This window comes from Haladaptatus salinisoli (assembly GCF_020614375.1).
Lineage (GTDB): Archaea > Halobacteriota > Halobacteria > Halobacteriales > Haladaptataceae > Haladaptatus > Haladaptatus salinisoli.
The window spans coordinates 2,691,441-2,709,595 of the sequence record NZ_CP085327.1 but is presented as its reverse complement, the minus strand read 5'-3'; the positions used below and the strand labels follow the sequence as shown (position 1 = coordinate 2,709,595).

23 protein-coding genes and 1 tRNA gene are annotated in these 18,155 nt (G+C 65.4%); 12 read left to right on the top strand and 12 right to left on the bottom strand.

Annotation, left to right across the window (positions count from 1 at the left end):
- Positions 1-84 precede the first annotated feature (84 nt).
- From LIX00_RS14890 to LIX00_RS14880, 3 genes are all read left to right on the top strand, one after another.
- Positions 85-573 (top strand): GNAT family N-acetyltransferase, encoded by a 489-nt coding sequence (locus tag LIX00_RS14890; RefSeq protein ID WP_227353977.1) that lies wholly within the window; start codon positions 85-87, stop codon positions 571-573.
- Between the two features lie 138 nt (positions 574-711).
- Positions 712-1,884 carry a DNA primase small subunit PriS gene (gene priS / locus LIX00_RS14885; protein WP_227353976.1) on the top strand — a complete coding sequence of 391 codons (1,173 nt, stop codon included), beginning with the start codon at positions 712-714 and terminating at the stop codon, positions 1,882-1,884.
- A complete protein-coding gene (locus tag LIX00_RS14880; protein WP_227353975.1) occupies positions 1,881-2,699 on the top strand; it encodes a DNA replication complex subunit Gins51 in 819 nt (272 codons plus the stop codon). The genes priS and LIX00_RS14880 overlap by 4 nt, the downstream gene beginning before the upstream one ends.
- A gap of 76 nt (positions 2,700-2,775) precedes the next feature.
- Here the strand turns inward: LIX00_RS14880 and LIX00_RS14875 are convergent, their stop codons facing one another.
- The 3 genes from LIX00_RS14875 to LIX00_RS14865 all read right to left on the bottom strand — a co-directional run bounded on the left by LIX00_RS14875 (position 2,776) and on the right by LIX00_RS14865 (position 6,030).
- Complete coding sequence (locus LIX00_RS14875) at positions 2,776-3,006, bottom strand: putative quinol monooxygenase (protein ID WP_227353974.1); 231 nt, start codon at positions 3,004-3,006, stop codon at positions 2,776-2,778.
- Between the two features lie 520 nt (positions 3,007-3,526).
- Positions 3,527-5,791, bottom strand: coding sequence for a CDC48 family AAA ATPase (locus LIX00_RS14870; protein ID WP_227353973.1), 2,265 nt, complete (start codon positions 5,789-5,791; stop codon positions 3,527-3,529).
- Positions 5,788-6,030 carry a DUF7127 family protein gene (locus LIX00_RS14865; RefSeq protein ID WP_227353972.1) on the bottom strand — a complete coding sequence of 81 codons (243 nt, stop codon included), beginning with the start codon at positions 6,028-6,030 and terminating at the stop codon, positions 5,788-5,790. Before LIX00_RS14865 ends, LIX00_RS14870 begins: the two co-directional genes overlap by 4 nt.
- 150 nt (positions 6,031-6,180) lie before the next feature.
- Between LIX00_RS14865 and LIX00_RS14860 the strand changes: the two genes are divergently transcribed.
- Positions 6,181-6,957 (top strand): alpha/beta fold hydrolase, encoded by a 777-nt coding sequence (locus LIX00_RS14860; RefSeq protein ID WP_227353971.1) that lies wholly within the window; start codon positions 6,181-6,183, stop codon positions 6,955-6,957.
- Here LIX00_RS14860 and panB read toward each other — a convergent pair whose 3' ends face one another.
- Positions 6,958-7,767, bottom strand: coding sequence for a 3-methyl-2-oxobutanoate hydroxymethyltransferase (gene panB, locus LIX00_RS14855; protein WP_227353970.1), 810 nt, complete (start codon positions 7,765-7,767; stop codon positions 6,958-6,960).
- Positions 7,768-7,870: 103 nt separating this feature from the next.
- Here panB and LIX00_RS14850 point away from each other — a divergent pair, with 103 nt between their 5' ends.
- On the top strand, positions 7,871-8,113 hold the full coding sequence (locus LIX00_RS14850; RefSeq protein WP_227353969.1) for a DUF5822 domain-containing protein: 243 nt from the start codon (positions 7,871-7,873) through the stop codon (positions 8,111-8,113).
- Between the two features lie 21 nt (positions 8,114-8,134).
- On the opposite strand, the gene LIX00_RS14845 is transcribed toward LIX00_RS14850, so the two are convergent.
- The 3 genes from LIX00_RS14845 to LIX00_RS14835 are packed head-to-tail and all read right to left on the bottom strand — an operon-like array spanning position 8,135 to position 10,269.
- On the bottom strand, positions 8,135-8,653 hold the full coding sequence (locus LIX00_RS14845) for an HAD family hydrolase (RefSeq protein WP_227353968.1): 519 nt from the start codon (positions 8,651-8,653) through the stop codon (positions 8,135-8,137).
- A 42-nt stretch (positions 8,654-8,695) separates the two neighbouring features.
- Positions 8,696-9,103 (bottom strand): DUF7522 family protein, encoded by a 408-nt coding sequence (locus LIX00_RS14840; RefSeq protein WP_227353967.1) that lies wholly within the window; start codon positions 9,101-9,103, stop codon positions 8,696-8,698.
- A gap of 41 nt (positions 9,104-9,144) precedes the next feature.
- A complete protein-coding gene (locus LIX00_RS14835) occupies positions 9,145-10,269 on the bottom strand; it encodes an acyl-CoA dehydrogenase family protein (RefSeq protein WP_227353966.1) in 1,125 nt (374 codons plus the stop codon).
- A gap of 251 nt (positions 10,270-10,520) precedes the next feature.
- Between LIX00_RS14835 and LIX00_RS14830 the strand changes: the two genes are divergently transcribed.
- Positions 10,521-10,820, top strand: coding sequence for a prolyl oligopeptidase family serine peptidase (locus LIX00_RS14830; protein ID WP_227353965.1), 300 nt, complete (start codon positions 10,521-10,523; stop codon positions 10,818-10,820).
- A gap of 13 nt (positions 10,821-10,833) precedes the next feature.
- Here LIX00_RS14830 and LIX00_RS14825 read toward each other — a convergent pair whose 3' ends face one another.
- Both LIX00_RS14825 and LIX00_RS14820 read right to left on the bottom strand, forming a co-directional pair.
- Positions 10,834-12,030 carry an alanyl-tRNA editing protein gene (locus tag LIX00_RS14825; protein ID WP_227353964.1) on the bottom strand — a complete coding sequence of 399 codons (1,197 nt, stop codon included), beginning with the start codon at positions 12,028-12,030 and terminating at the stop codon, positions 10,834-10,836.
- A gap of 31 nt (positions 12,031-12,061) precedes the next feature.
- Positions 12,062-12,571 (bottom strand): helix-turn-helix domain-containing protein, encoded by a 510-nt coding sequence (locus LIX00_RS14820; RefSeq protein ID WP_227353963.1) that lies wholly within the window; start codon positions 12,569-12,571, stop codon positions 12,062-12,064.
- 109 nt (positions 12,572-12,680) lie between these two features.
- Here LIX00_RS14820 and LIX00_RS14815 point away from each other — a divergent pair, with 109 nt between their 5' ends.
- Positions 12,681-12,884: a TOBE domain-containing protein gene (locus LIX00_RS14815; RefSeq protein WP_227353962.1), complete on the top strand. Its 204-nt coding sequence runs from the start codon at positions 12,681-12,683 to the stop codon at positions 12,882-12,884.
- Here LIX00_RS14815 and LIX00_RS14810 read toward each other — a convergent pair.
- Complete coding sequence (locus tag LIX00_RS14810) at positions 12,881-13,510, bottom strand: FkbM family methyltransferase (RefSeq protein WP_227353961.1); 630 nt, start codon at positions 13,508-13,510, stop codon at positions 12,881-12,883. The genes LIX00_RS14815 and LIX00_RS14810 overlap by 4 nt on opposite strands.
- A 113-nt stretch (positions 13,511-13,623) precedes the next feature.
- On the opposite strand from LIX00_RS14810, the gene LIX00_RS14805 reads away from it, so the two are divergent.
- The 3 genes from LIX00_RS14805 to LIX00_RS14795 all read left to right on the top strand — a co-directional run bounded on the left by LIX00_RS14805 (position 13,624) and on the right by LIX00_RS14795 (position 15,182).
- Positions 13,624-14,142, top strand: coding sequence for an NUDIX domain-containing protein (locus LIX00_RS14805; RefSeq protein WP_227353960.1), 519 nt, complete (start codon positions 13,624-13,626; stop codon positions 14,140-14,142).
- Positions 14,143-14,211: 69 nt separating this feature from the next.
- Entirely contained in the window at positions 14,212-14,613 is a 402-nt protein-coding gene (locus LIX00_RS14800) for an acyl-CoA thioesterase (RefSeq protein WP_227353959.1), read from the top strand.
- A gap of 83 nt (positions 14,614-14,696) precedes the next feature.
- Positions 14,697-15,182 (top strand): hypothetical protein, encoded by a 486-nt coding sequence (locus tag LIX00_RS14795; RefSeq protein WP_227353958.1) that lies wholly within the window; start codon positions 14,697-14,699, stop codon positions 15,180-15,182.
- Between the two features lie 123 nt (positions 15,183-15,305).
- Here the strand turns inward: LIX00_RS14795 and LIX00_RS14790 are convergent.
- A tRNA-Leu gene (locus LIX00_RS14790) sits at positions 15,306-15,390 on the bottom strand.
- Between the two features lie 312 nt (positions 15,391-15,702).
- On the opposite strand from LIX00_RS14790, the gene LIX00_RS14785 reads away from it, so the two are divergent.
- On the top strand, positions 15,703-16,263 hold the full coding sequence (locus LIX00_RS14785; protein ID WP_227353957.1) for a DUF420 domain-containing protein: 561 nt from the start codon (positions 15,703-15,705) through the stop codon (positions 16,261-16,263).
- 97 nt (positions 16,264-16,360) lie between these two features.
- On the top strand, positions 16,361-16,528 hold the full coding sequence (locus tag LIX00_RS14780; RefSeq protein ID WP_227353956.1) for a DUF8027 family protein: 168 nt from the start codon (positions 16,361-16,363) through the stop codon (positions 16,526-16,528).
- Positions 16,529-16,631: 103 nt separating this feature from the next.
- Here LIX00_RS14780 and purF read toward each other — a convergent pair whose 3' ends face one another.
- Positions 16,632-18,101 carry an amidophosphoribosyltransferase gene (gene purF, locus LIX00_RS14775; RefSeq protein WP_227353955.1) on the bottom strand — a complete coding sequence of 490 codons (1,470 nt, stop codon included), beginning with the start codon at positions 18,099-18,101 and terminating at the stop codon, positions 16,632-16,634.
- Between the last annotated feature and the right edge of the window lie 54 nt (positions 18,102-18,155).

Genomic DNA, 18,155 nt, shown 5'->3' with positions numbered 1-18,155 from the left:
CGGGTATCAGGCTTGCCAAACCGGTCGTGTCAACCGGGGCGTATGCCGGTGGAATTATATTGACCTGTCTGCTACTCCCATCCAGTGAGCGTAAATATCGACACGCGCGTCGTCGCGCCGGGCGACAATCGCTACGTCGAGGAGGCGTGGCAACTGAAGGAGCGGATCCGGCAACGGGACGACGTGCTGAAACAACGACGCGGCTTCTTCACGGACGCGTACCGTCGCTCGACCGTCTACTGCTACGTCACGGACGGGGAAGGCGGCGAACAACTCATCGGATTCGCGGCGGTTCGACGCGACGGTTACATCCTCTTTCTCGCGGTCGATAGCGCCTTCCGAGGCGAAGGGTTCGGCCGGCGGTTGGTCGCGAGGGTCGCCGACAACCACAGGTCCGTGACCTGTCACGCCCGGACGACGAACGAGAACGCCCTCCGGTTCTACCGCCACCTCGGCTTCGAGGTCGATCGTCGAATCGACAACTACTACGAGGACGGCGGCGACGCCTACTACCTCCGATTGGGCGAGGAGGAGAGTATCGCCAAGCGACTCTCCGATTTCATGCGCGGGTGAGCGCTCTTCGGATTTCTTCTCTCGGTTTCCGCTTCGTCCCCGACCCTTCTCCGGCGCTCGCCCGGGATATTCCCGACGTAACGGTCGATTGAATCGAAGAAACAACGCTTTAATCGTTCGCCGTCTCATGCACGGACGATGGAAGAGCGGACGCGAGCGTATCTCCGAGGCAGGTTCCGCGACCACTACCGGGCGGTGAATCCGACGCTCCCGCCCGGCGCGGACGAGCGCGAGTGGGGCTACATCCCCTGGACGGCCGGCCCCGGGACGACGATGGTTCGGCACAACTCGCTGCTGGACCTCGGCGACCTCGGCGGGTTCCTCGAACGCGAACGCCCGCGACACGTCTACTTCTCCGCGGGGCGGTACGACGACCCCGGCGCGGGCACGATGGACGCGAAGGGGTGGCGGAGCGCCGACCTCGTGTTCGACTTGGACGCCGACCACCTCCCCGGCGTCACGCCGGAGACGACCTACGCCGAGATGCTGGCGCGCTGTAAGGACGAACTGCTCGACCTGCTCGACTTACTAGACCGCGATTTCGGCTTCGAGGACGCGACGGTCGTCTTCTCCGGGGGGCGCGGCTACCACGTCCACGTCCGGGACGAGGGCGTCCGGCACCTGGACCGGGAGGCCCGCCGGGAGGTCGTCGACTACGTCCGGGCGAGGGACGTGGCGTTCGACTCGCTGGTCGAATCCGAAGCGGTCGCCGGTCTCGGACTCAAGAACCCGACGCACAAGCGAACCCTCCCGACCGACGGCGGTTGGGGCGGGCGCGTCCACGCGCGCCTCCGCTCGTTCGTGGACGAACTCGTGGCGATGGAAGAGGAGGACGCCCTCGAACGCCTGCAGGAGTTCGACGGCATCGGCACGGGGAAAGCGACGGGCGCGTACAACGCGGCGAAGAACAACCGCCGGGAGATAGAACGCGGGAACGTGGACGTGCATCCCGCGTTCTACCAGCTCGCGCGCATCGTCGCCTCGGAGGTGTTCGCTGCGGAGAGCGCGGCGGTGGACGAACCCGTGACGACCGACACCCACCGCCTCATCCGCCTCCCGGGGAGCCTCCACGGCGGGAGCGGTCTCGAAGTGACCCGAATTCCGCGCGACGAACTCGCCGATTTCGACCCGCTCGTCGACGCGATTCCGGAGACGTTCACGAGACACGACGTGACTATCGAACTAGAGGAAGCGGCGAAAATCGAACTAGGTGGCGAAAGCTTTACCATTCCCGCAGGCAATGTAACGATTCCCGAGTACGTCGCTATCTTCCTCATGGCGCGTGGCCGGGCAGAAAAAGGGAAAGAATGAACCTCGACGAACTCCGCAGCGTTCAGAGCAAGGAGCGCTCGAAGGATAGCCTGCAGCACCTGCGGGAATCCTTCTACGCGGACGTGGGCGAGTACATCCGCGACCTGCGCGAGGAGCGCGAGCGGGCCGCCGAACGGGCCGACGATCCGTTCGACTCCGCCGAGGTCAATCGACTGACCGACGAGATACAGACGGCGGAGGAGGTCGTCGAGGCCGTGTACGAACGACGAGTGGGGAAAGTCGTCAAGCGCGCGAGCCTCGCGGCCGCCGGAATTCCCGCGGACGAGGAGGGATTGACCAGCGAAGAGCAGACGCTGTTCGCCGACCTCGTGGGGCGCATCGAGACGAACAAATCCACCGTACTCGACGTGCTCGCCGGGGAGGTGTCCGCGACGGATTCGGACGCGGCGGAACCGACCGCCACCGATTCCGAACCGGCGTCGGACGCGGCCGGTTCCGTCGACCGCCCGGCAGACCGCTCGGCCGACCGACCGACGGACGAAGCGGCGGCGGTCGCGGGCGACACCGAACCGTCGGACGCGAGAGCGCCGGAGTCGTCGGAACCGCCGGAGCCGACCGCGGGCGAGGAACCGGACGCAGCGCCCGAAGCGGAATCGACCGCCGACGAGACGGCGGCCGCGACCGAACCGGCGCTCTCGGACGAGCGGACGATGGTTCGCATCACCCGCGACGTGGGTTCGATACTCGGCGTGGACGAACGGGAGTACGAACTCACGAGCGAGGACGTGGTGACGCTGCCCGCCGAGAACGCCGCGCCGCTCATCGAGCGGGACGCGGCGGAGAAGTTGGAGTAGTTGCCTTTGCCGGAGCGACCTGCGAAAACGTTTAGAGACTTCGCCGGCACCGCCGACATCGATCAGTAGGATACGCCTACGATTCGGTCCGGAGTTCGTCGATGTCGAAATCGACGGTTTCGGAATCATCGGCCAGGAACCGAATCGTTTCGATCCGACCGTCGACGAAGTTCGGCAGGTCGTCGTTGAATACCCGATAGTGATCCGTCTCTACGTGTGCCTCCAGCGCCGCGACAGCCTCGTACTGCTCGAAAAATCGGAGGACGTTCGGATTCTCGACATCGGTCATCGCTCGGTAACGGATCATCCTCGTTTCGTGAGTGCTCGACGAGCGTTTCGGCGGCCTCGATCGCTTCTTCCCGGCGCTCGGATTTGAGAGGGATACTCGTGTGGACGACTAACATCGTAGTCGCCCCGTCGGAGTGATTCGGTAAAATACTTTGCAAAATTACATCTTACGCGACGTACCGACAAATCCGGAAGATTTCGCGACCCGCCGAACGGCGACCGACAGCGAAGCGGTAGGCCGGTGACACAACCGCCAGAAAGCAGTAAGCGAACCGATCACCGAAAATCAGCAGGGACACCGATCACGGAGTAGCGATCGACACAACCGTCAAAAATAGTAGGTGACACAACCGCCAGAAAACCGCAATCAACGCATCCGCACGATGGCTAACGGTTCGCCGCGAGCGTAGCGAGCGGGCTGACGACTGAACGGAGCGTAGCGAAGTGAAGGAGGGGCGCTTCTGATGAACCGTTTTCAGGGAGCCGTCGGGAGGGCCGACGGTTGTCGGCCTTCCTGGCCGCGACCGCCGTAATCGGTTCTATTGGAACGTCCGACCGACGGCGCGTTCCTCGGTCTCGGGTTCGGCGGTGTCGAAGCGCTCTTCGATCTCCTCGTAGCGTTCGCGCGTCTCCTCGGTGACGCTCGGCGTCACCTCGCCGAGCGCGTGCTCGAAGTGCTCCGCCGTGATGCGGACGTTACCGACGCTGTCGCCGATGTCCTCGGGCGAGACGCTCTGGACGAATTCGCGGCTCGCGGCCATCGCGGCTTCGCGGCAGACGGCCTCGATGTCGGCACCGACGTAGCCGCCGGTCTCGGCGGCCAGTTCATCCAAGTCGACGTCGTCGGCCAGCGGCTTGTTCCGGGTGTGCACCTCGAAGATGGCCTTCCGGGCGTCCTCGTCGGGAACCGGCACGTGGACGTGCCGGTCGAGTCGACCGGGGCGCAGGAGCGCCGAGTCGATGAGGTCGGGGCGGTTCGAGGTTGCGATGACGACCACGTCTTCGAGTTCTTCGAGGCCGTCGAGTTCGGTCAGCAGTTGCGAGACGACGCGCTCGCTGACCTGCGAGCCGCCGCCTTCGCCGCGTCCTCGCTCCGTGGCGATGGAGTCGATCTCGTCGAAGAACACCACGGTCGGGGCGTTCTCGCGGGCCTTGCTGAACACCTCTCGGACGCCCTTCTCGGACTCGCCGACCCACTTCGACAGCAGTTCGGGGCCTTTGATGGAGATGAAGTTGCTGTCGCTCTCGTTGGCGACGGCCTTCGCCATCAGCGTCTTCCCGGTGCCCGGCGGGCCGTACATCAGGACGCCCTTCGCGGCCTCCATGTCGAGCGCCTCGAACACCTCGGGGTAGTCGAGGGGCCACTGGATGGTCTCGCGCAGGCGCTCTTTGGTGTCCTCGAGACCGCCCACCTGCTCCCACGACACGTCGGGGACCTCGACGAACACCTCGCGGAGCGCGGAGGGTTCGATACCCTTCAGCGCCTCCTTGAAGTCCTTCTCGGTGACCTTCAGCGACTCCAGTACGTCCGCCGGAATCTCGTCCGATTCGAGGTCGAGTTCCGGGCGGACGCGCCGGAGCGCGTTCATCGCAGACTCGCGGGCCAGCGATTCGAGGTCGGCACCGACGAAGCCGTGGGTGTTGTCGGCGTACTCCTCCAGGTCGATACTGTCGGCGAGCGGCATCCCGCGGGTGTGCACCTGCAGGATTTCGAGGCGGCCGTCGCGGTCCGGCACGCCGATCTCGATCTCGCGGTCGAAGCGCCCGCCGCGGCGGAGCGCGGGATCGACGGCGTCCACGCGGTTGGTCGCCGCGATGACCGTCACCTCGCCGCGCTCTTCGAGTCCGTCCATCAGGGAGAGCAACTGCGCGACGACGCGGCGCTCCACGTCACCGCCCGCCTCCTCCCGTTTGGGCGCGATGGAGTCGAGTTCGTCGATGAAGATGATGGCCGGGGAGTTCTGCTCGGCCTCCTCGAACACCTCGCGGAGTTGCTCTTCGCTCTCGCCGTAGTACTTCGACATTATCTCCGGACCGGAGATGGTCTGGAAGTACGCGTCGATTTCGTTGGCGACGGCCTTCGCCATCAGCGTCTTCCCGGTGCCCGGCGGGCCGTGGAGGAGCACGCCCTTCGGCGGGTCGATGCCGAGGCGACTGAACAGCTCCGGGTGGCGCATCGGGAGCTCTATCATCTCCCGAACCTGTTCGAGTTCGCCCTCCAGTCCGCCGATATCCTCGTAGGTCACGTCCGGGCGGGCCTGTCCGCCGCCGCCGCTTCCGGCCGCGATCTCCTCGGCGGGGCGTTCGCTGATCTGGATCTCGGTGGAGTCGGTGACGACGACCGTCCCGTCCGGGTCGGTGCTGGCGACCTTGAGCGGGATCGACTGTCCGGAGCCCATCCCCATCAGGCCGAAACCGAAGGGGATGGCCTGCCCCTGCGTGATGGCCTGTCCGCTCAGCTTATCGCGGATGTGGGGCGCGATGTTCCCGCGAATCTGGAGGTTCTGCGGGAGGGCGATGGTGACCCGGTTCGCGGGTTTCACGTCGGCCTTCTCGATGGTGACCTTGTCGTCGATGCCGACGCCGGCCTCCTGACGAAGTTTACCGTCGATTCGGATGACGCCGCGACCCTCGTCCTCCGGGTAACCGGGCCAGACGCGCGCGACCGCGCGACCCTGCCCACGCCCCTCGATGACGATGTAGTCGCCGTTCTCGACCTCCAGTTCCTTCATCGAGCGTCGGTCGACCGCCGCGAGTCCGCGACCCGCGTCCTTCTGTTTGAGTGGCTTGACAGTAAGTTTCATCGTCTCACCTCGATAGTGACGACACCGTTATTGATAAACGCTTGCGCCTCTCCCTCCGGCAGTTCGAGTTCGGTCTGGAAGTGCTCGCCGTCGTGTTCCGCGACGACGATGGCGACATCGTCCAGTACGTCGACGGAAACGTCGGACGCACCGAAGTCCGCGACGATGACCTCGTCCTCGTCGTAGCTGTAGTGACGGGCGACGTAGTCGTCCTGCCGTGATATACGTTCGAGTGACATTGTTGCTAACCCATAGTTAGTCGCGCTACTATTTATATCTTTCTCTGATGAAGTCTTCTACGTCTTGCGGTTTTCTAAATAGAGGTAGAAATGCAGTTCCCATTCGGCACCCGTCCCGAGCTTTATGCTACGGGCGTGAGAACGAACGGTATGGAATCGGTCACTCACCACGGCCGAACGACCGCGTACCGTCGCGCGAACCGCGGTGGCGCGGGCGACCCCGTGCTGTTCGTCCACGGGAGCGGCGGCACGCACGGGCTCTGGAAGGCACAAATCGCCAGACTCGCCCCCTCGTTCCCCGTCGTCGCCCTCGACTTGAGCGGTCACGGCGAATCCGAGGACGTCGACGCCGACGCGGGGTGGGGCGCGCTCTCGGCGTACGCGGACGACGCGTTGGCGGTCGCCGAGGAGACGGGCGCGCGAACCCTCGTCGGGAACTCGCTCGGCGGCGCGGTCGTCCTGCACCTCCTCCTCGAACGCGAGTTCGAAGCGGACGCCGTCGCGCTCGTCGGAACCGGCGCGAAACTCTCCGTGATGGACGACCTGCTCGCGTGGCTCGACGGGGATTTCGACCGGGCGGTCGAGTTCCTCCACGAGGACGACCGACTCTTCCACGACCCGGACGACCGCTACGTCGAACTCTCGCGGGAGGCGATGTACGAAGTCGGCCTGCGCGTCACGAGCCGGGACTTTCGCTCCTGTCACACCTTCGACGTGCGCGACCGACTGGACGAGATAACCGCCCCGACGCTCGCCGTCGTCGGCGAACACGACATGCTCACCCCGCCGTGGTACCACGAGTTCCTGGCCGAGAACGTGCGCGACGGACGGTACGCCGAAATCGAGGGGGCCGCCCACCTCGCCATGCTCGAAACGCCCGAGGCGTTCAACGGAACGCTGACGCGGTTCTTGGACGAGGTTCGGTGATCAGTACACGCCGTCCAACTCTTCTTCCACGTGCGAGTGTTCGTCCGACGGGAACTCGCCGGACTCCACCTCGTCGCGGTACGCCGAGACCGCTCGTTGCATCTCCCCCTTTACGTCGCCGAACTGCTTCGAAAAGCTCGGACTCCAGTCGCCGAGTCCCATCACGTCGGTGATGACGAGCACCTGTCCGTCGGTGTGCGGGCCGGCGCCGATGCCGATGGTCGGGATGGTGAGTTCCTCGGTGATGGTCGCCGCGAGATTCGCCGGGACGTGTTCGAGGACGAGCGAGAACGCGCCCGCCTCCTCGTGTTCGCGGGCGAGTTCGACCATCTCGTCCGCCGCCTCGCGGGACGTCCCCTGCCGGGCGTACCCCAACTGGTTGACGCGCTGCGGCGTCAGGCCGAGGTGCGCCATCACCGGGATTCCGACCTGCGAGAGCGTCTCGGTCAACCCGACGGTGTGGCGTCCGCTCTCGATTTTGACGGCGTTCGCGCCCTCCTCTTTCAGCATCCGGCCCGCGTTCTCGACCGCGCTCTTCTCGTCGTAGCCGAAGCTGAGAAACGGCAGGTCGGCGACGACGAGCGCCTCCTCGACGCCGCGAACGACCGCGCCCGTGCGACTCGCTACCTCGTCCACCGTGACGGGAAGCGTCGAATCGTAGCCGAGTACCGCGTTCCCCATGCTGTCTCCCACGAGGATGACGTCGATACCGGCCTCGTCCACGACGCTCGCGGTCGGCGCGTCGTACGCCGTGAGCATCGTTATCGGCTCTTCGCCCGCCTTGGCGCGGATGTCCCTCACCGTTGGCATACGTCGTAGTTCTCGTCCGAGGGCTTAATCTGCCCGGTCAGTGAGGGTTTCGCCGGAATTCGACCTGACAACGCTTAAGCCCGCCCGGTACGGGAGTTCACCCGTGCCCGAACCAGTCGAGACGCACGAACCGGAGGGCGTGGATTACGGGTGGGTGATGCAGGTCACCTTCGTCACGACCATCGTCGTCGGCGCGCCGGTCGTCGCGGCGCTCGCGGTCGCCTCCGGCGTTTCGCTCCCGACGTGGTCCTCCCGCGTCTCCTTCGCCGTCCGCGTCGGCGCCGTCGTCTGGTTCGTCACCGCGGTCGCGGTGTACTTCTACGCGCGAACGCAGCAAGCGGACTGAACGCGCGACCTGTGTCGCCGGCTACACGTACTCGAAACTGATTCCCGCGCGCTCCGCCGTCAGTTCGTCCCGACGCGAATCGCCGACGAAGAGCGCGTTTCCGTCGACTCCCAGCGCCCGAAGGGTCGCGCGAAGGGGTTCCGGGTCGGGTTTTCGCGTCGCCACCGAGTCGCGGCCGACGACCGCGTCGACGCAGTCCGCGAGGTCGTGCGTCTCGAGGCCGACGCGGCAGGCCGCTTCGCAGTTCAGCGAACAGACGCCGACGGGGAGTTCGCACTCGAGGAGTTCGTCAGCGTGCGGAAGGCGGGTCGAGAGCCGCGCCCCCTCGCGCTCGTGTTCGCCGATGACTTCCTCGACGGGGTCGCGGGCGTTCGCCTCGTCGGCCAAGTCGAGCATGTGCCAGAGGTCGGCGTCGCTCGCGTCCACGCCGTGGTCTTCGAGGACGCGGGCGACGTCCCGCGCCACCTCGTCCCAGTCCACGACGAGGTCGACGAGCGTCCCGTCCAGGTCGTACACTACCGCCGAAACATCGTCGGTCACGACTCGCCGTAGGCGGGTGGAGAGCAAAGGGACTTCGGTCGGTTACGACCCTATCGCGTCTTCGGCCGCCTCGACGAGTTCCGTCACGTCGGTTCCGGGGGACACCGTGAAGAACAGTCCCTCCTGTCCGACGAGCATCCGGACGAGCGTGACGTTGTCCATGTAGGTGACGAACGCGCGAACCTCGCCCGCGGCGCGGAACACGTCCTCGAAGAGGTCCTTCTCCATGAAATCGACGTGAACGTAGGAGAGCACTTCCTCGAAGTGGTCTATCATGTCCCGTTCGCTCCCGTACAGCGCGAGCGTCGTCTCGTCGGCGTAGAGCGTGTTGAACTCCTCGGTGTCGTATTCGACGCAGAGGTGAACCGCGTCGTCCGTCATCCCCCGTAGGGTGGCGACCACCGCGTCTGCGTCGAACGAGACGAGCGACGAGGAGTCCGAAACGGTCATCGACTCATCCATTTTTCGGATTTGATATAAAGTTACTGGGGCTAGTCGAGGAGGCTCCGGGCGATGACTTTCTTCTGAATCTCGGAGGTGCCTTCGTAGATGGTCGTTATCTTCGAGTCGCGGTAGAACCGCTCCACGTCGAAGTCCGTGGTGTAGCCGTAGCCGCCGTGTATCTGCACCGCCTCGTTGGTGATGTCGACCGCCGACTCGCTGGCGAAGTACTTCGCCATGCTCGCCGCCATCTGGTAATCTTCCCCGGCGTCCGCGAGGCGGGCCGCGTCGCGGGTTAGCAGGCGCGACGCCTGCAACTTCGTCTGCATGTCGGCCAGTTTGTGCCGGATGGTCTGGATATCGGCGATGGGCTTGCCGAACTGCTCGCGTTCCCCCGCGTAGTCGACGGCCTGGTCCAGCGCGGCCTGCGAGAGACCGACCGCCTGGCTGGCGATGCCGATGCGCCCGCCGGTGAGGATGTGGAAGGCCGCGGAGAGGCCGCGACCTTCCTCGGTGAGCCGATACTCGGCCGGAATCCGCACGTCGTCGAAGATGAGGCTGGTGGTGTCGCTCGCTCGCAGGCCGAGTTTATCCTCCTTCTTCCCGACTTCGACGCCCGCGTCCTTCGGCACGACGAACTGCGTGATGCTCCGGGGGTCGTCGCGGTCGGTCTTGGCGAAGAGGACGATGACGTCCGCGCGCTTCCCGTTCGTTATCCACTGTTTCTTCCCGTTGACGACGTACTCGTCGCCCTCGCGGCGCGCCTCGGTGGACATCTCGGCGGGGTTCGACCCCGCCTCCGGTTCCGAGAGCGCGAACGCCCCGACTGGGCGACCCTCGGCCATCTCCGGAAGCCACCGTTCTTTCTGCTCGTCGTTTCCGAACTCCGCGAGACACGACGTGGCGAGGCAGTGCACCGAGAGCGCGGTCGCCACCGAGAGCGACCCGTAGGCGACCTGTTCGTTGACGACGCTGTAGGTCAGGCTCCCCACGTCGATGCCGCCGTACTCCTCGGGCACCGTCATGCCCGTCATGTCCAGTTCCGCGAGGCCGTCCCACACGTCCTCGGGAAACTCCTGGTTCTCGTCGCCCTCGGCCGCGGTCGGCCGAATCTCCTCGACGGCGAACTCCCGAACCACGTCGCGAATGGCCCGCTGTTCCGAAGAGAGGTCCATGCCCGCCCTTCGGGGGCGGGAGGAAAAAGGTGTCCGTTCCGCGCCCGCGCGTCGACGGTTACTCGGCGCCGGTTCGGACGTTTTTTAGCGAATTGCCGGTTCCCGAGACGTATTGTCCCCCTGACGGGAGCCGACGGTATGTCGACAGACCCGCCCCGAGCCGAGAGACGCGAAACCGTCGAGACGCTCCACGGCGAGGGGATTTCCGACCCTTATCGCTGGCCGGAAGGCGACGACGAATCGGTCGGCGAGTGGGTCGCCGCCCGGAACGAGTACGACGATTCCCGCTCCGGGGTGTCGTCCGCGACGAACTCCGTACGCGGTTCGAGACCCTCGTCGTGCTGTTCAAAACCGCCGAGGGCGATAGCCGCGTTCTTCCGTTCCACGCGCGGAAGATGACCGCGCGGATGCAGGAACTGAACACCTCCGACCGACCCGTCCTCCTCCGCGAAGAACGGGATACGGGTCACGGAACCGGCAAGTCCACGGAGATGGTCGTGCGCGAGAAACTGGACGAGCGGACGTTCCTCTTCGAGCAGTTGGACGTTTGAGTCGGCGTCGGAACTACTCGCGCAGGAAGCCGACCACGTCTTCCGGTTCCGCCGACAGTCCGCCGCCCTGCGCGAACGTCGGACTGCCGCCGCCGCCGCCGCCGAACTCGGCGGTCACCTCGCTCACCACGTCGCCCGCCGCCACGTCGCCGTCGGTTCCGGCCACGAGGAACGTCGAGCCGTCTTTTCCGGCGAGAACGACCACGTCGGCCGCGTCGCCCGCGAGTTCCTGCACCCTGTCCGCGAGGTCGTTCGGGCCGACGCCGTCGATGGTGCCGACCAGCCACTCGCGGCCGTCGCGGGAGACCGTCTCGTCCGCGAGTTCGTCTATCTTCGCGCCGACGAGTTGGGATTTCGCGTCCCGCAACTCGGCTTCGAGCGACTCGACTTCGTCCGAGAGGCGGGCGATTTCGTCGGGCAAGTCCGCGACGCTCGTCCCCGCGACTCGCGCCGCGTCGAGCGCCGCTCGCTTCTCGTCGGTTCGCTTTCGGACGGCGGACGGGCCGACCGCGAACTCCACGCGAGTCAGGCCCTCGCCGGGGTTGGAGCGGTCGAGGAGGGTCACGGAGCCGATTTCGCGGGTGTTCTCGACGTGGGTTCCGCCGCAGGCCGCCACGTCCCAGTCGGCGACGTCGACGACCCGAACCGTGTCGGAATCGCTCAGCACGCCCTCCTCCGTCTTCGTGTTGAACGCGATTTCGTCGCGCTCCATCGCCTCCGATTTCGGCACCTCCTCCCACGACACCGGAAGCGAGTCCCAGACCGCGCGGTTCGTCAGTCGTTCGAGTTCCGCGAGGAGCGCGTCGTCGACGTCGGTCGAGGTCCGGAAGTCGACGCGGACCTTCTCCTCGCCGATGTCGAACCCGCCGTAGCCGAGGTCGTCCAACACCCGCCGGCCCGCGCCGTAGAGCACGTGACTCGCGGTGTGCGCTCGCATGCAGTAGGTGCGGAACTCCTCGTCCACACGGCCGACGACGGTGTCTCCGACTTCGAAATCCGGTTCCGACTCCGGGTCGAGCGTGTGGACCACTTCGCCGTCGCGTTTCTGCACGTTCGCGACCGGTGCGTTCCCGAGCGTCCCGCGGTCGGCCGGTTGGCCGCCGCTCTCGGCGTAGAAGTACGTCTCCGAAAGCACTACGTCGCGTCCGTCCCGTCGTTCGACGGTCGCGTCGAAACTCGTCAGATACGGTTCCGCTGGCGCGCGGGTCATACCCGTTCTCGGAAGCGGGCGGGCAAAAACGCTACGCCGATTCCGACAGCGTCACGTCGAGGTGGTCTTCGAGCGCCTCGATGACCGACCCGCCGACGCTCGCGCGGTTGGCGCGGTTCTGCTCGACCGCGAGGAGGTCGTTCTCCGCGATGCCGAGTTCGTCGGCGAGTTCCCCGCGCTGGAGTCCGGCGTCCTGTCGCGCTTCGAGCACGCGGTCACCGTAATCGGAGACGAGGTACGGAAGCGGGTCGTCGGCGTAGTTCGTTCCCTCCTCCTCCCAGTGGCTCGCGTCGCCCTTTCGCGCGTCGTCCATCTTCGCCGTCTGCTGGGCGGCCCGGCGCTTCCGGTCTCGTTCGCTCGGCTCCGCGCGCTTCTTTCGCTCGGATTTGGTCGTGTCGCTGTGGCTCGCGCAGTTTCGACACACGTTCAACTGCGCGCCCGCCACGTTCGCCTCGGTCAGCGAGTCGGTGGTCTTCCCGCAGAGTTCGCAGGAACCGCCACCGCCGCCGCCGGAGGAGTTCCCGGTCGAGTATTTGGCCATACACCTGTTAGGAAGTGGCCACATTTCAATATCGCGTTTGTCCACCGGAGCAAACCGCGCCCGAACGCTTATCGATTCGGTCGGCGTCTTCGCGCCGGGGGGAGAGAAGATGCTAAGCGCGCGAAACCGACTCAGCGGCGAGGTCGTCGAGGTGAAAACGGGGGACGTCACGGCGGAGGTCTCCCTCGACGTGAACGGCGAGACGGTCACCGCGGTCGTCACCCGCGAATCGGCCGAGGACCTGGAGATAGAGGAGGGAATGGAACTCACGGCGGTAATCAAAGCGACCGACGTGATGGTCAGGTCGGACTAGCGAGAACCCTTTTTCGTCGCCGTCAGCACCGGTAAGTCGTCGTGGAAACCGGCGGTGCCTTCGGCCACTACCTCGTAGCCGAGGCGATCCAACGCTGCGCTGACTTCCTCGGGCGGCGAGCCGAGGTGGTCGTGCGTTTCGACGACGATTACTCTCGGGTCGATCTCCAACGAGCGAAGGATGTCAAGTTCCGCACCTTCGCAGTCCAACTCCAGCACGTCGCAGTCCGGAATCGCGTCCGGGGAGCGCCGCGCGCCGTCTGCCTCGCCCCACAGCTCTTCGCCCGCGAACTCGCCTATCGCCGCGTGTTCGAGCGTCACGAGGTCGGCCACGCGGTTGACTTCGACCGTCCGCTCGATGGTTTCGAGCATCCTCGACGTGGGTTCGAAGGTCGTCACGTCGCCCTCGAAGTGGGTCATCCGAGCGGCGACCACGGTCGAAACGCCCCAGCCGCCACCGACGACGACGACGCTGTCGCCGGGGCGAACCAGCCGGCGGAGCGACCGTATCGAGGCGCGTTCGTGGTCGGGATGGTCGTCCCGTCCCTCTTCGGGTTCGACCGACGGAACGGCGACTCCGTTCATCACCCTCGTGCGAACGTCCGGCTCCTTCGTGGCGTCTACCATCGTGCGAATTCGGTGCGGCTACCGACAAAATACTTTGCCGCGTCCCGTGCGCTCCGAGCCGCGACCACGCGAACGGAATAATAATTAATCATCTGACGTAATCGGCGAACGCGATGATCGCCTGCGCAGCGAACTACTGTCCGGACTGCGGCGACGAACCCGCGAGCACCGAAATCGAGGGCAGAGACCGGGATTACTGTTCGTCGTGCGACCGCGTCTGGTGGCGGCAATCGGTGCCGACGACGAGCGTAACCGTCCGCGAAGACGACCGCGTCCTGTTGATTCGACGGAAGGGCGGCCGAGATGCCGGTCGCTGGGACCTCCCGGCGGGGCATCCGGAGTACGACGAGCCCGCGCGGGCGGCGGCCGCCCGCGAACTCCGCGAAGAGACGGGACTCGCCGTCGACCCCGACGAGTTGGAACTCGTCGGGACGGTCCTCTCGGAGGGTCCGCGAGCGAACTACCGCTCGATAAATTACCGCACCGACCGCGCGGCGACCGACGGCGAGGTGGAAGCCGGTTCCGACGCCGCGGACGCGCGGTTTGTTTCCGTCGAATCCGCACGGAACGGGGAGGTGGACGTTCGGAAACTGGGTCGACTCCGACTTCGAGACGCCGGAATTTTCGAGTGACGCCGTCGCCGTAGAGGCTAGCGCCTTCGAACCGACAGACGGATTTACCCGCCTCCGGCTACGGTTTCCATGGACGAGTTCGGCTACACGACCGACGTCGAGGTGCGCTACCGCGACCTCGACACGATGGGTCACGTCAACAACGCCGTCTACGCGACGTTTCTGGAGGAGGCGCGATTCGACTACTTCCGGGACGTCGTTGGCGTCCCCCGGGACGATATCGAGGGCGTCGTCGCCCACCTCGAGATCGACTACCGGCGGCCGATCACCTCGACGGACGACGTGACCGTCGCCCTCCGCGTCCTCGACCTCGGCGAGTCCAGCGTCACGATGGAATGCGAGATTCGCGCGGGGGACGACACGGCCGCCACCGCGGAGGTCGTGCAGGTCGCGGTCGACCGAGACGCGGGCGAACCGTCTCCGATTCCGCCGGAGTGGCGCGACCGAATCGTAACGCACGAAGGACTCTGACCGTCTTTCGAGTCACGCGAACGCCGTCTTCCATCCGACGCCCGGCACCGAACTACTTATTGTTACAATCGCAACTACTTCGCATGGATTACCGAGTGAGGCGTCTCGAATCGGTGCTTTTCGGGACCGACCGGACGAGAACTTGGCGAGCACTCGCCCTCGCAGGCGTCTTCGTCATCGTCGGTGCGGGAGTCGAATACCTTACCCTCATCACGGGATTCGAAAACGAACTTCTGTTCGAACTCCATCAGTTCTTCGCCTTAGACGGAACTGCACTCGGTCTGGCGACGCGGGGTGCAGTCATCGTCGTCGGTCTGTCCGCGATTCAGGCGTATCTGAACGAAGGCTATCTACCGAGTCTGTTACTGGGGATCGCCCCGGCCTACGGAAATCGTCTCTGGACTATCGGTTCTCTCGACCGAATCGCGAATCTTTACCTCGACCCAGTTTCGGCAGCGGCGCGAACGCTTCCCGACGGTGCGATACTCGCTTCGTTCGGGTTTCTCCTCGGAATCGGGATTCGGTGGGCGCTCCGCCGACGGCAACGGAACAGTTCGGAAACGAGTTGAATCTAAGCTGCGTTTGCGATTCGATAGCGATCAGAAGAACGAATCAGCCTCGGCTGGTCACTGTAACTTCGGTAGGATTGTGCGTGGGTGATGTCCGCGAAGGAGATCACCTGCATCTTGCGATGCGTGGGACCGGATTTGAACCGGCGGACCCCTACGGGACAGCGCCCTCAACGCTGCGCCGTTGGCCTAGCTTGGCTACCCACGCTCGCCGTCTGTTTCCGCACTCAACCGTTGCGGGTGACCCGATAAAAGGGCTTTCATTTGACTCGGAAACGAGAGGGGTTCGCACGTACCTATCAATCGACTGCCGGTAGCGTAATTATCGACGCGCACGTTACGGAAACCATGCCCGTTCGCCGCCTCGTGAACCGGATTCGGAACAACCAAATCGACTACGTCTGTCCCAACTGCGCCCGGGCGTTCAACCTTCCGTCCGAAACCTGTCCAGTGTGTGACGATGAGCCCCTGTACCGAATCGTGAAGTAACTGGTATGCCGCCCGAGTACGAAATCGGAGTATGGAAGCTACGGTTCGAAACAACGTCCCGGTGCTGACCGCGCTTCTGACCGCCGTCTCGCTGGCGCTGGTGTTCGGCGCGGTGCTCGGCGTCGTTCCCGAACAGTCGATTCCGCGCGCGCCAGACTCGGTGATAGCCGCGATTCCGCACGCCAACGCGGTCATCAGCGTCGTCGCCATCGCCGTCATCGGCGGCGCGTGGCGGGCGATTCGACGCGGGAACGTCGCCCGCCACCGCGCCGGGATGCTGACCGGACTGGCGCTGTTCGTCGCGTTCCTCGGTCTCTACCTCTACCGCGTGTCGCTCGAAGGGCCGACCGAGTTCCCCGGCCCCGTCGCGATAGAGCGGTTCGTCTACCTCCCGGTACTGGCGGTTCACATCCTCCTCGCCATCGTCTGCATCCCCCTGCTGTACTACGTGCTCCTGCTGGCGCTCTCCCGACCGGTCGGCGCGATACCGCGAACGAACCACCGACGCGTGGGACGGGTCGCGACGTCGCTGTGGCTCGTCTCGTTCGCGCTCGGCGTGGTCGTCTACGCGCTGCTGTACGTCGTCTACTGACCTCGCCGGTCGCCGTCTCGGATTCGCTGCCGCGATTCGGCGCGGTGGCGTGGTAACTAACCGCACGATATTTGACTCGTCGCTCCCTACCACATGTATGCCGATTCCGGGGTACGACGAGGACGATCTGGACGAGATGCTAGAAGAGCGGCTGGAAGAGCGCGACGACTCGTTTCTCACGCCGAGCCAACGGGAGCGGTACGAGAGCGGAGAGAGCCTCCTCGACGTGCTGGACGAGGACGACATCCACCGACTGCTGAACTGACGGTGAATTTCGGGGCGGAGGTCGGTGAGGCCGAAGGGGCCGACGAACACGGCGAATCGTCCGTCCGCTCCCGTCCGAAAAAACCGCTCCCGAAGCGTCGCTCTCAGTCGTCCGAACTCGCGCCTTCGATGACGGGCCGGGTCACGTCGCGGTCGGTCTCCTCGTCGTCGATGTCGTAGGGGTACTCGCCGGTCACGCAGCCCAGACAGAGGTCGCCCTTCTCGGTTTCGAGGGACTCCGCGATGGCCTCCTTCGAGAGGTAGGCGAGGCTGTCGGCGTCGATGGCGTCCCGGATGTCGCCGACCGACTTGTCCGAAGCGATGAGTTCCCCGCGGGTCGCCATGTTGATGCCCATGTAGCAGGGCGCGACGATGGGCGGCGCGCCGATACGCATGTGAACCTCCTCGGCTCCGCAGTCTTTGAGCAGTTGGACGAGTTGGGTCGACGTCGTCCCGCGGACGATGCTGTCGTCGATGAGCGTCACGGTTCGGCCCTCGACGGTGGATTTGATGGGGTTGAGTTTGAGCCGCACCGCGCGCTCCCGCTCGTCCTGCGTCGGCATGATGAACGTCCGCCCGACGTAGCGATTCTTCATCATACCCTCGGCGAACTCCACGTCCGAACCGTCCTCCTGGGCCGCCTCCGCGTACCCCGAGGCGAACGCGCGTCCCGAGTCCGGCACGGGCATGACCACGTCGGTCTCGATGCCGCTCTCCTCCCAGAGTTTTCGGCCGAGTTCGCGCCGCACCTCGTAGACGAGACTGCCGTCGATGACGCTGTCGGGGCGGGCGAAGTAGACGTGTTCGAAGAAGCAGTGGGCGGTTCGCTCGCGCTCCACGAGTTGGTACGTGTCGAACCCCTCGCCGTCGGGCTGGAGGACGACCAGTTCGCCGGGCCGTACGTCGCGCACGAGTTCGCCGTCGATGGTGTCGATGGCCGCCGACTCGGAAGCGACGACGTAGCCGTCTTCGACTTCGCCGATGACGAGGGGGCGGTTTCCTTCGGGGTCGCGCACGCCGAGCACGGTGTCGTCGTGCATGATGGCGAGCGAGTACGAGCCGTGGATGCGGTTCATCGTCCGCTTGACCGCGCGGATGAGGTCCTCTTCGAGCAGGTTGCGCGCGAGGTCGTGGGCGATGACCTCGGTGTCGCCGTCGGAGGTGAAGGCGTGGCCCTTTCCGGCGAGCTCGTCCCGAATCTCGTCGGAGTTGACGAGGTTCCCGTTGTGCGAGAGCGCGAGCGACCCGCTCTTGAACGAGACCGTGAATGGCTGGGCGCAGCTTTTGTCCACGCTCCCGGCGGTCGGGTACCGGACGTGGCCGATTCCGGCGCTCCCCGCGAGACCGTCGATGTCGTCCTCGCCGAAGGCGTCGCCGACCAGTCCCATCTCGACGTGGCTGTGCTGTTGAAATCCGTCGTGCGTGACGATGCCGGCGGACTCCTGCCCGCGGTGCTGGAGGGCGTACAACGAGTAGTAGAGGGGACGCGCGGCGTCACGCCCCGCGAGCGACGCCCCGACGACGCCGCACTTTTCGGTTGGTTTTTCGAGGTTCCCGGCCCGGCCACCTGACATAGGCGTCCGTAGTGCGGGCCGGTAGTAAAAACTCTCGTTATCGTGCCGAATTCA

Excerpts from the sequence above, each read along its gene's own strand:
- priS (WP_227353976.1), top strand. The coding sequence starts at position 712 with ATGGAAGAGCGGACGCGAGCGTATCTCCGAGGCAGGTTCCGCGACCAC.
- LIX00_RS14880 (WP_227353975.1), top strand. The coding sequence starts at position 1,881 with ATGAACCTCGACGAACTCCGCAGCGTTCAGAGCAAGGAGCGCTCGAAG.
- LIX00_RS14875 (WP_227353974.1), bottom strand. The coding sequence starts at position 3,006 with ATGATCCGTTACCGAGCGATGACCGATGTCGAGAATCCGAACGTCCTC.
- LIX00_RS14870 (WP_227353973.1), bottom strand. The coding sequence starts at position 5,791 with ATGAAACTTACTGTCAAGCCACTCAAACAGAAGGACGCGGGTCGCGGA.
- LIX00_RS14865 (WP_227353972.1), bottom strand. The coding sequence starts at position 6,030 with ATGTCACTCGAACGTATATCACGGCAGGACGACTACGTCGCCCGTCAC.
- LIX00_RS14860 (WP_227353971.1), top strand. The coding sequence starts at position 6,181 with ATGGAATCGGTCACTCACCACGGCCGAACGACCGCGTACCGTCGCGCG.
- panB (WP_227353970.1), bottom strand. The coding sequence starts at position 7,767 with ATGCCAACGGTGAGGGACATCCGCGCCAAGGCGGGCGAAGAGCCGATA.
- LIX00_RS14840 (WP_227353967.1), bottom strand. The coding sequence starts at position 9,103 with ATGACCGTTTCGGACTCCTCGTCGCTCGTCTCGTTCGACGCAGACGCG.
- LIX00_RS14835 (WP_227353966.1), bottom strand. The coding sequence starts at position 10,269 with ATGGACCTCTCTTCGGAACAGCGGGCCATTCGCGACGTGGTTCGGGAG.
- LIX00_RS14825 (WP_227353964.1), bottom strand. The coding sequence starts at position 12,030 with ATGACCCGCGCGCCAGCGGAACCGTATCTGACGAGTTTCGACGCGACC.
- LIX00_RS14820 (WP_227353963.1), bottom strand. The coding sequence starts at position 12,571 with ATGGCCAAATACTCGACCGGGAACTCCTCCGGCGGCGGCGGTGGCGGT.
- LIX00_RS14815 (WP_227353962.1), top strand. The coding sequence starts at position 12,681 with ATGCTAAGCGCGCGAAACCGACTCAGCGGCGAGGTCGTCGAGGTGAAA.
- LIX00_RS14810 (WP_227353961.1), bottom strand. The coding sequence starts at position 13,510 with ATGGTAGACGCCACGAAGGAGCCGGACGTTCGCACGAGGGTGATGAAC.
- LIX00_RS14805 (WP_227353960.1), top strand. The coding sequence starts at position 13,624 with ATGATCGCCTGCGCAGCGAACTACTGTCCGGACTGCGGCGACGAACCC.
- LIX00_RS14800 (WP_227353959.1), top strand. The coding sequence starts at position 14,212 with ATGGACGAGTTCGGCTACACGACCGACGTCGAGGTGCGCTACCGCGAC.
- LIX00_RS14795 (WP_227353958.1), top strand. The coding sequence starts at position 14,697 with ATGGATTACCGAGTGAGGCGTCTCGAATCGGTGCTTTTCGGGACCGAC.
- LIX00_RS14785 (WP_227353957.1), top strand. The coding sequence starts at position 15,703 with ATGGAAGCTACGGTTCGAAACAACGTCCCGGTGCTGACCGCGCTTCTG.
- LIX00_RS14780 (WP_227353956.1), top strand. The coding sequence starts at position 16,361 with ATGCCGATTCCGGGGTACGACGAGGACGATCTGGACGAGATGCTAGAA.
- purF (WP_227353955.1), bottom strand. The coding sequence starts at position 18,101 with ATGTCAGGTGGCCGGGCCGGGAACCTCGAAAAACCAACCGAAAAGTGC.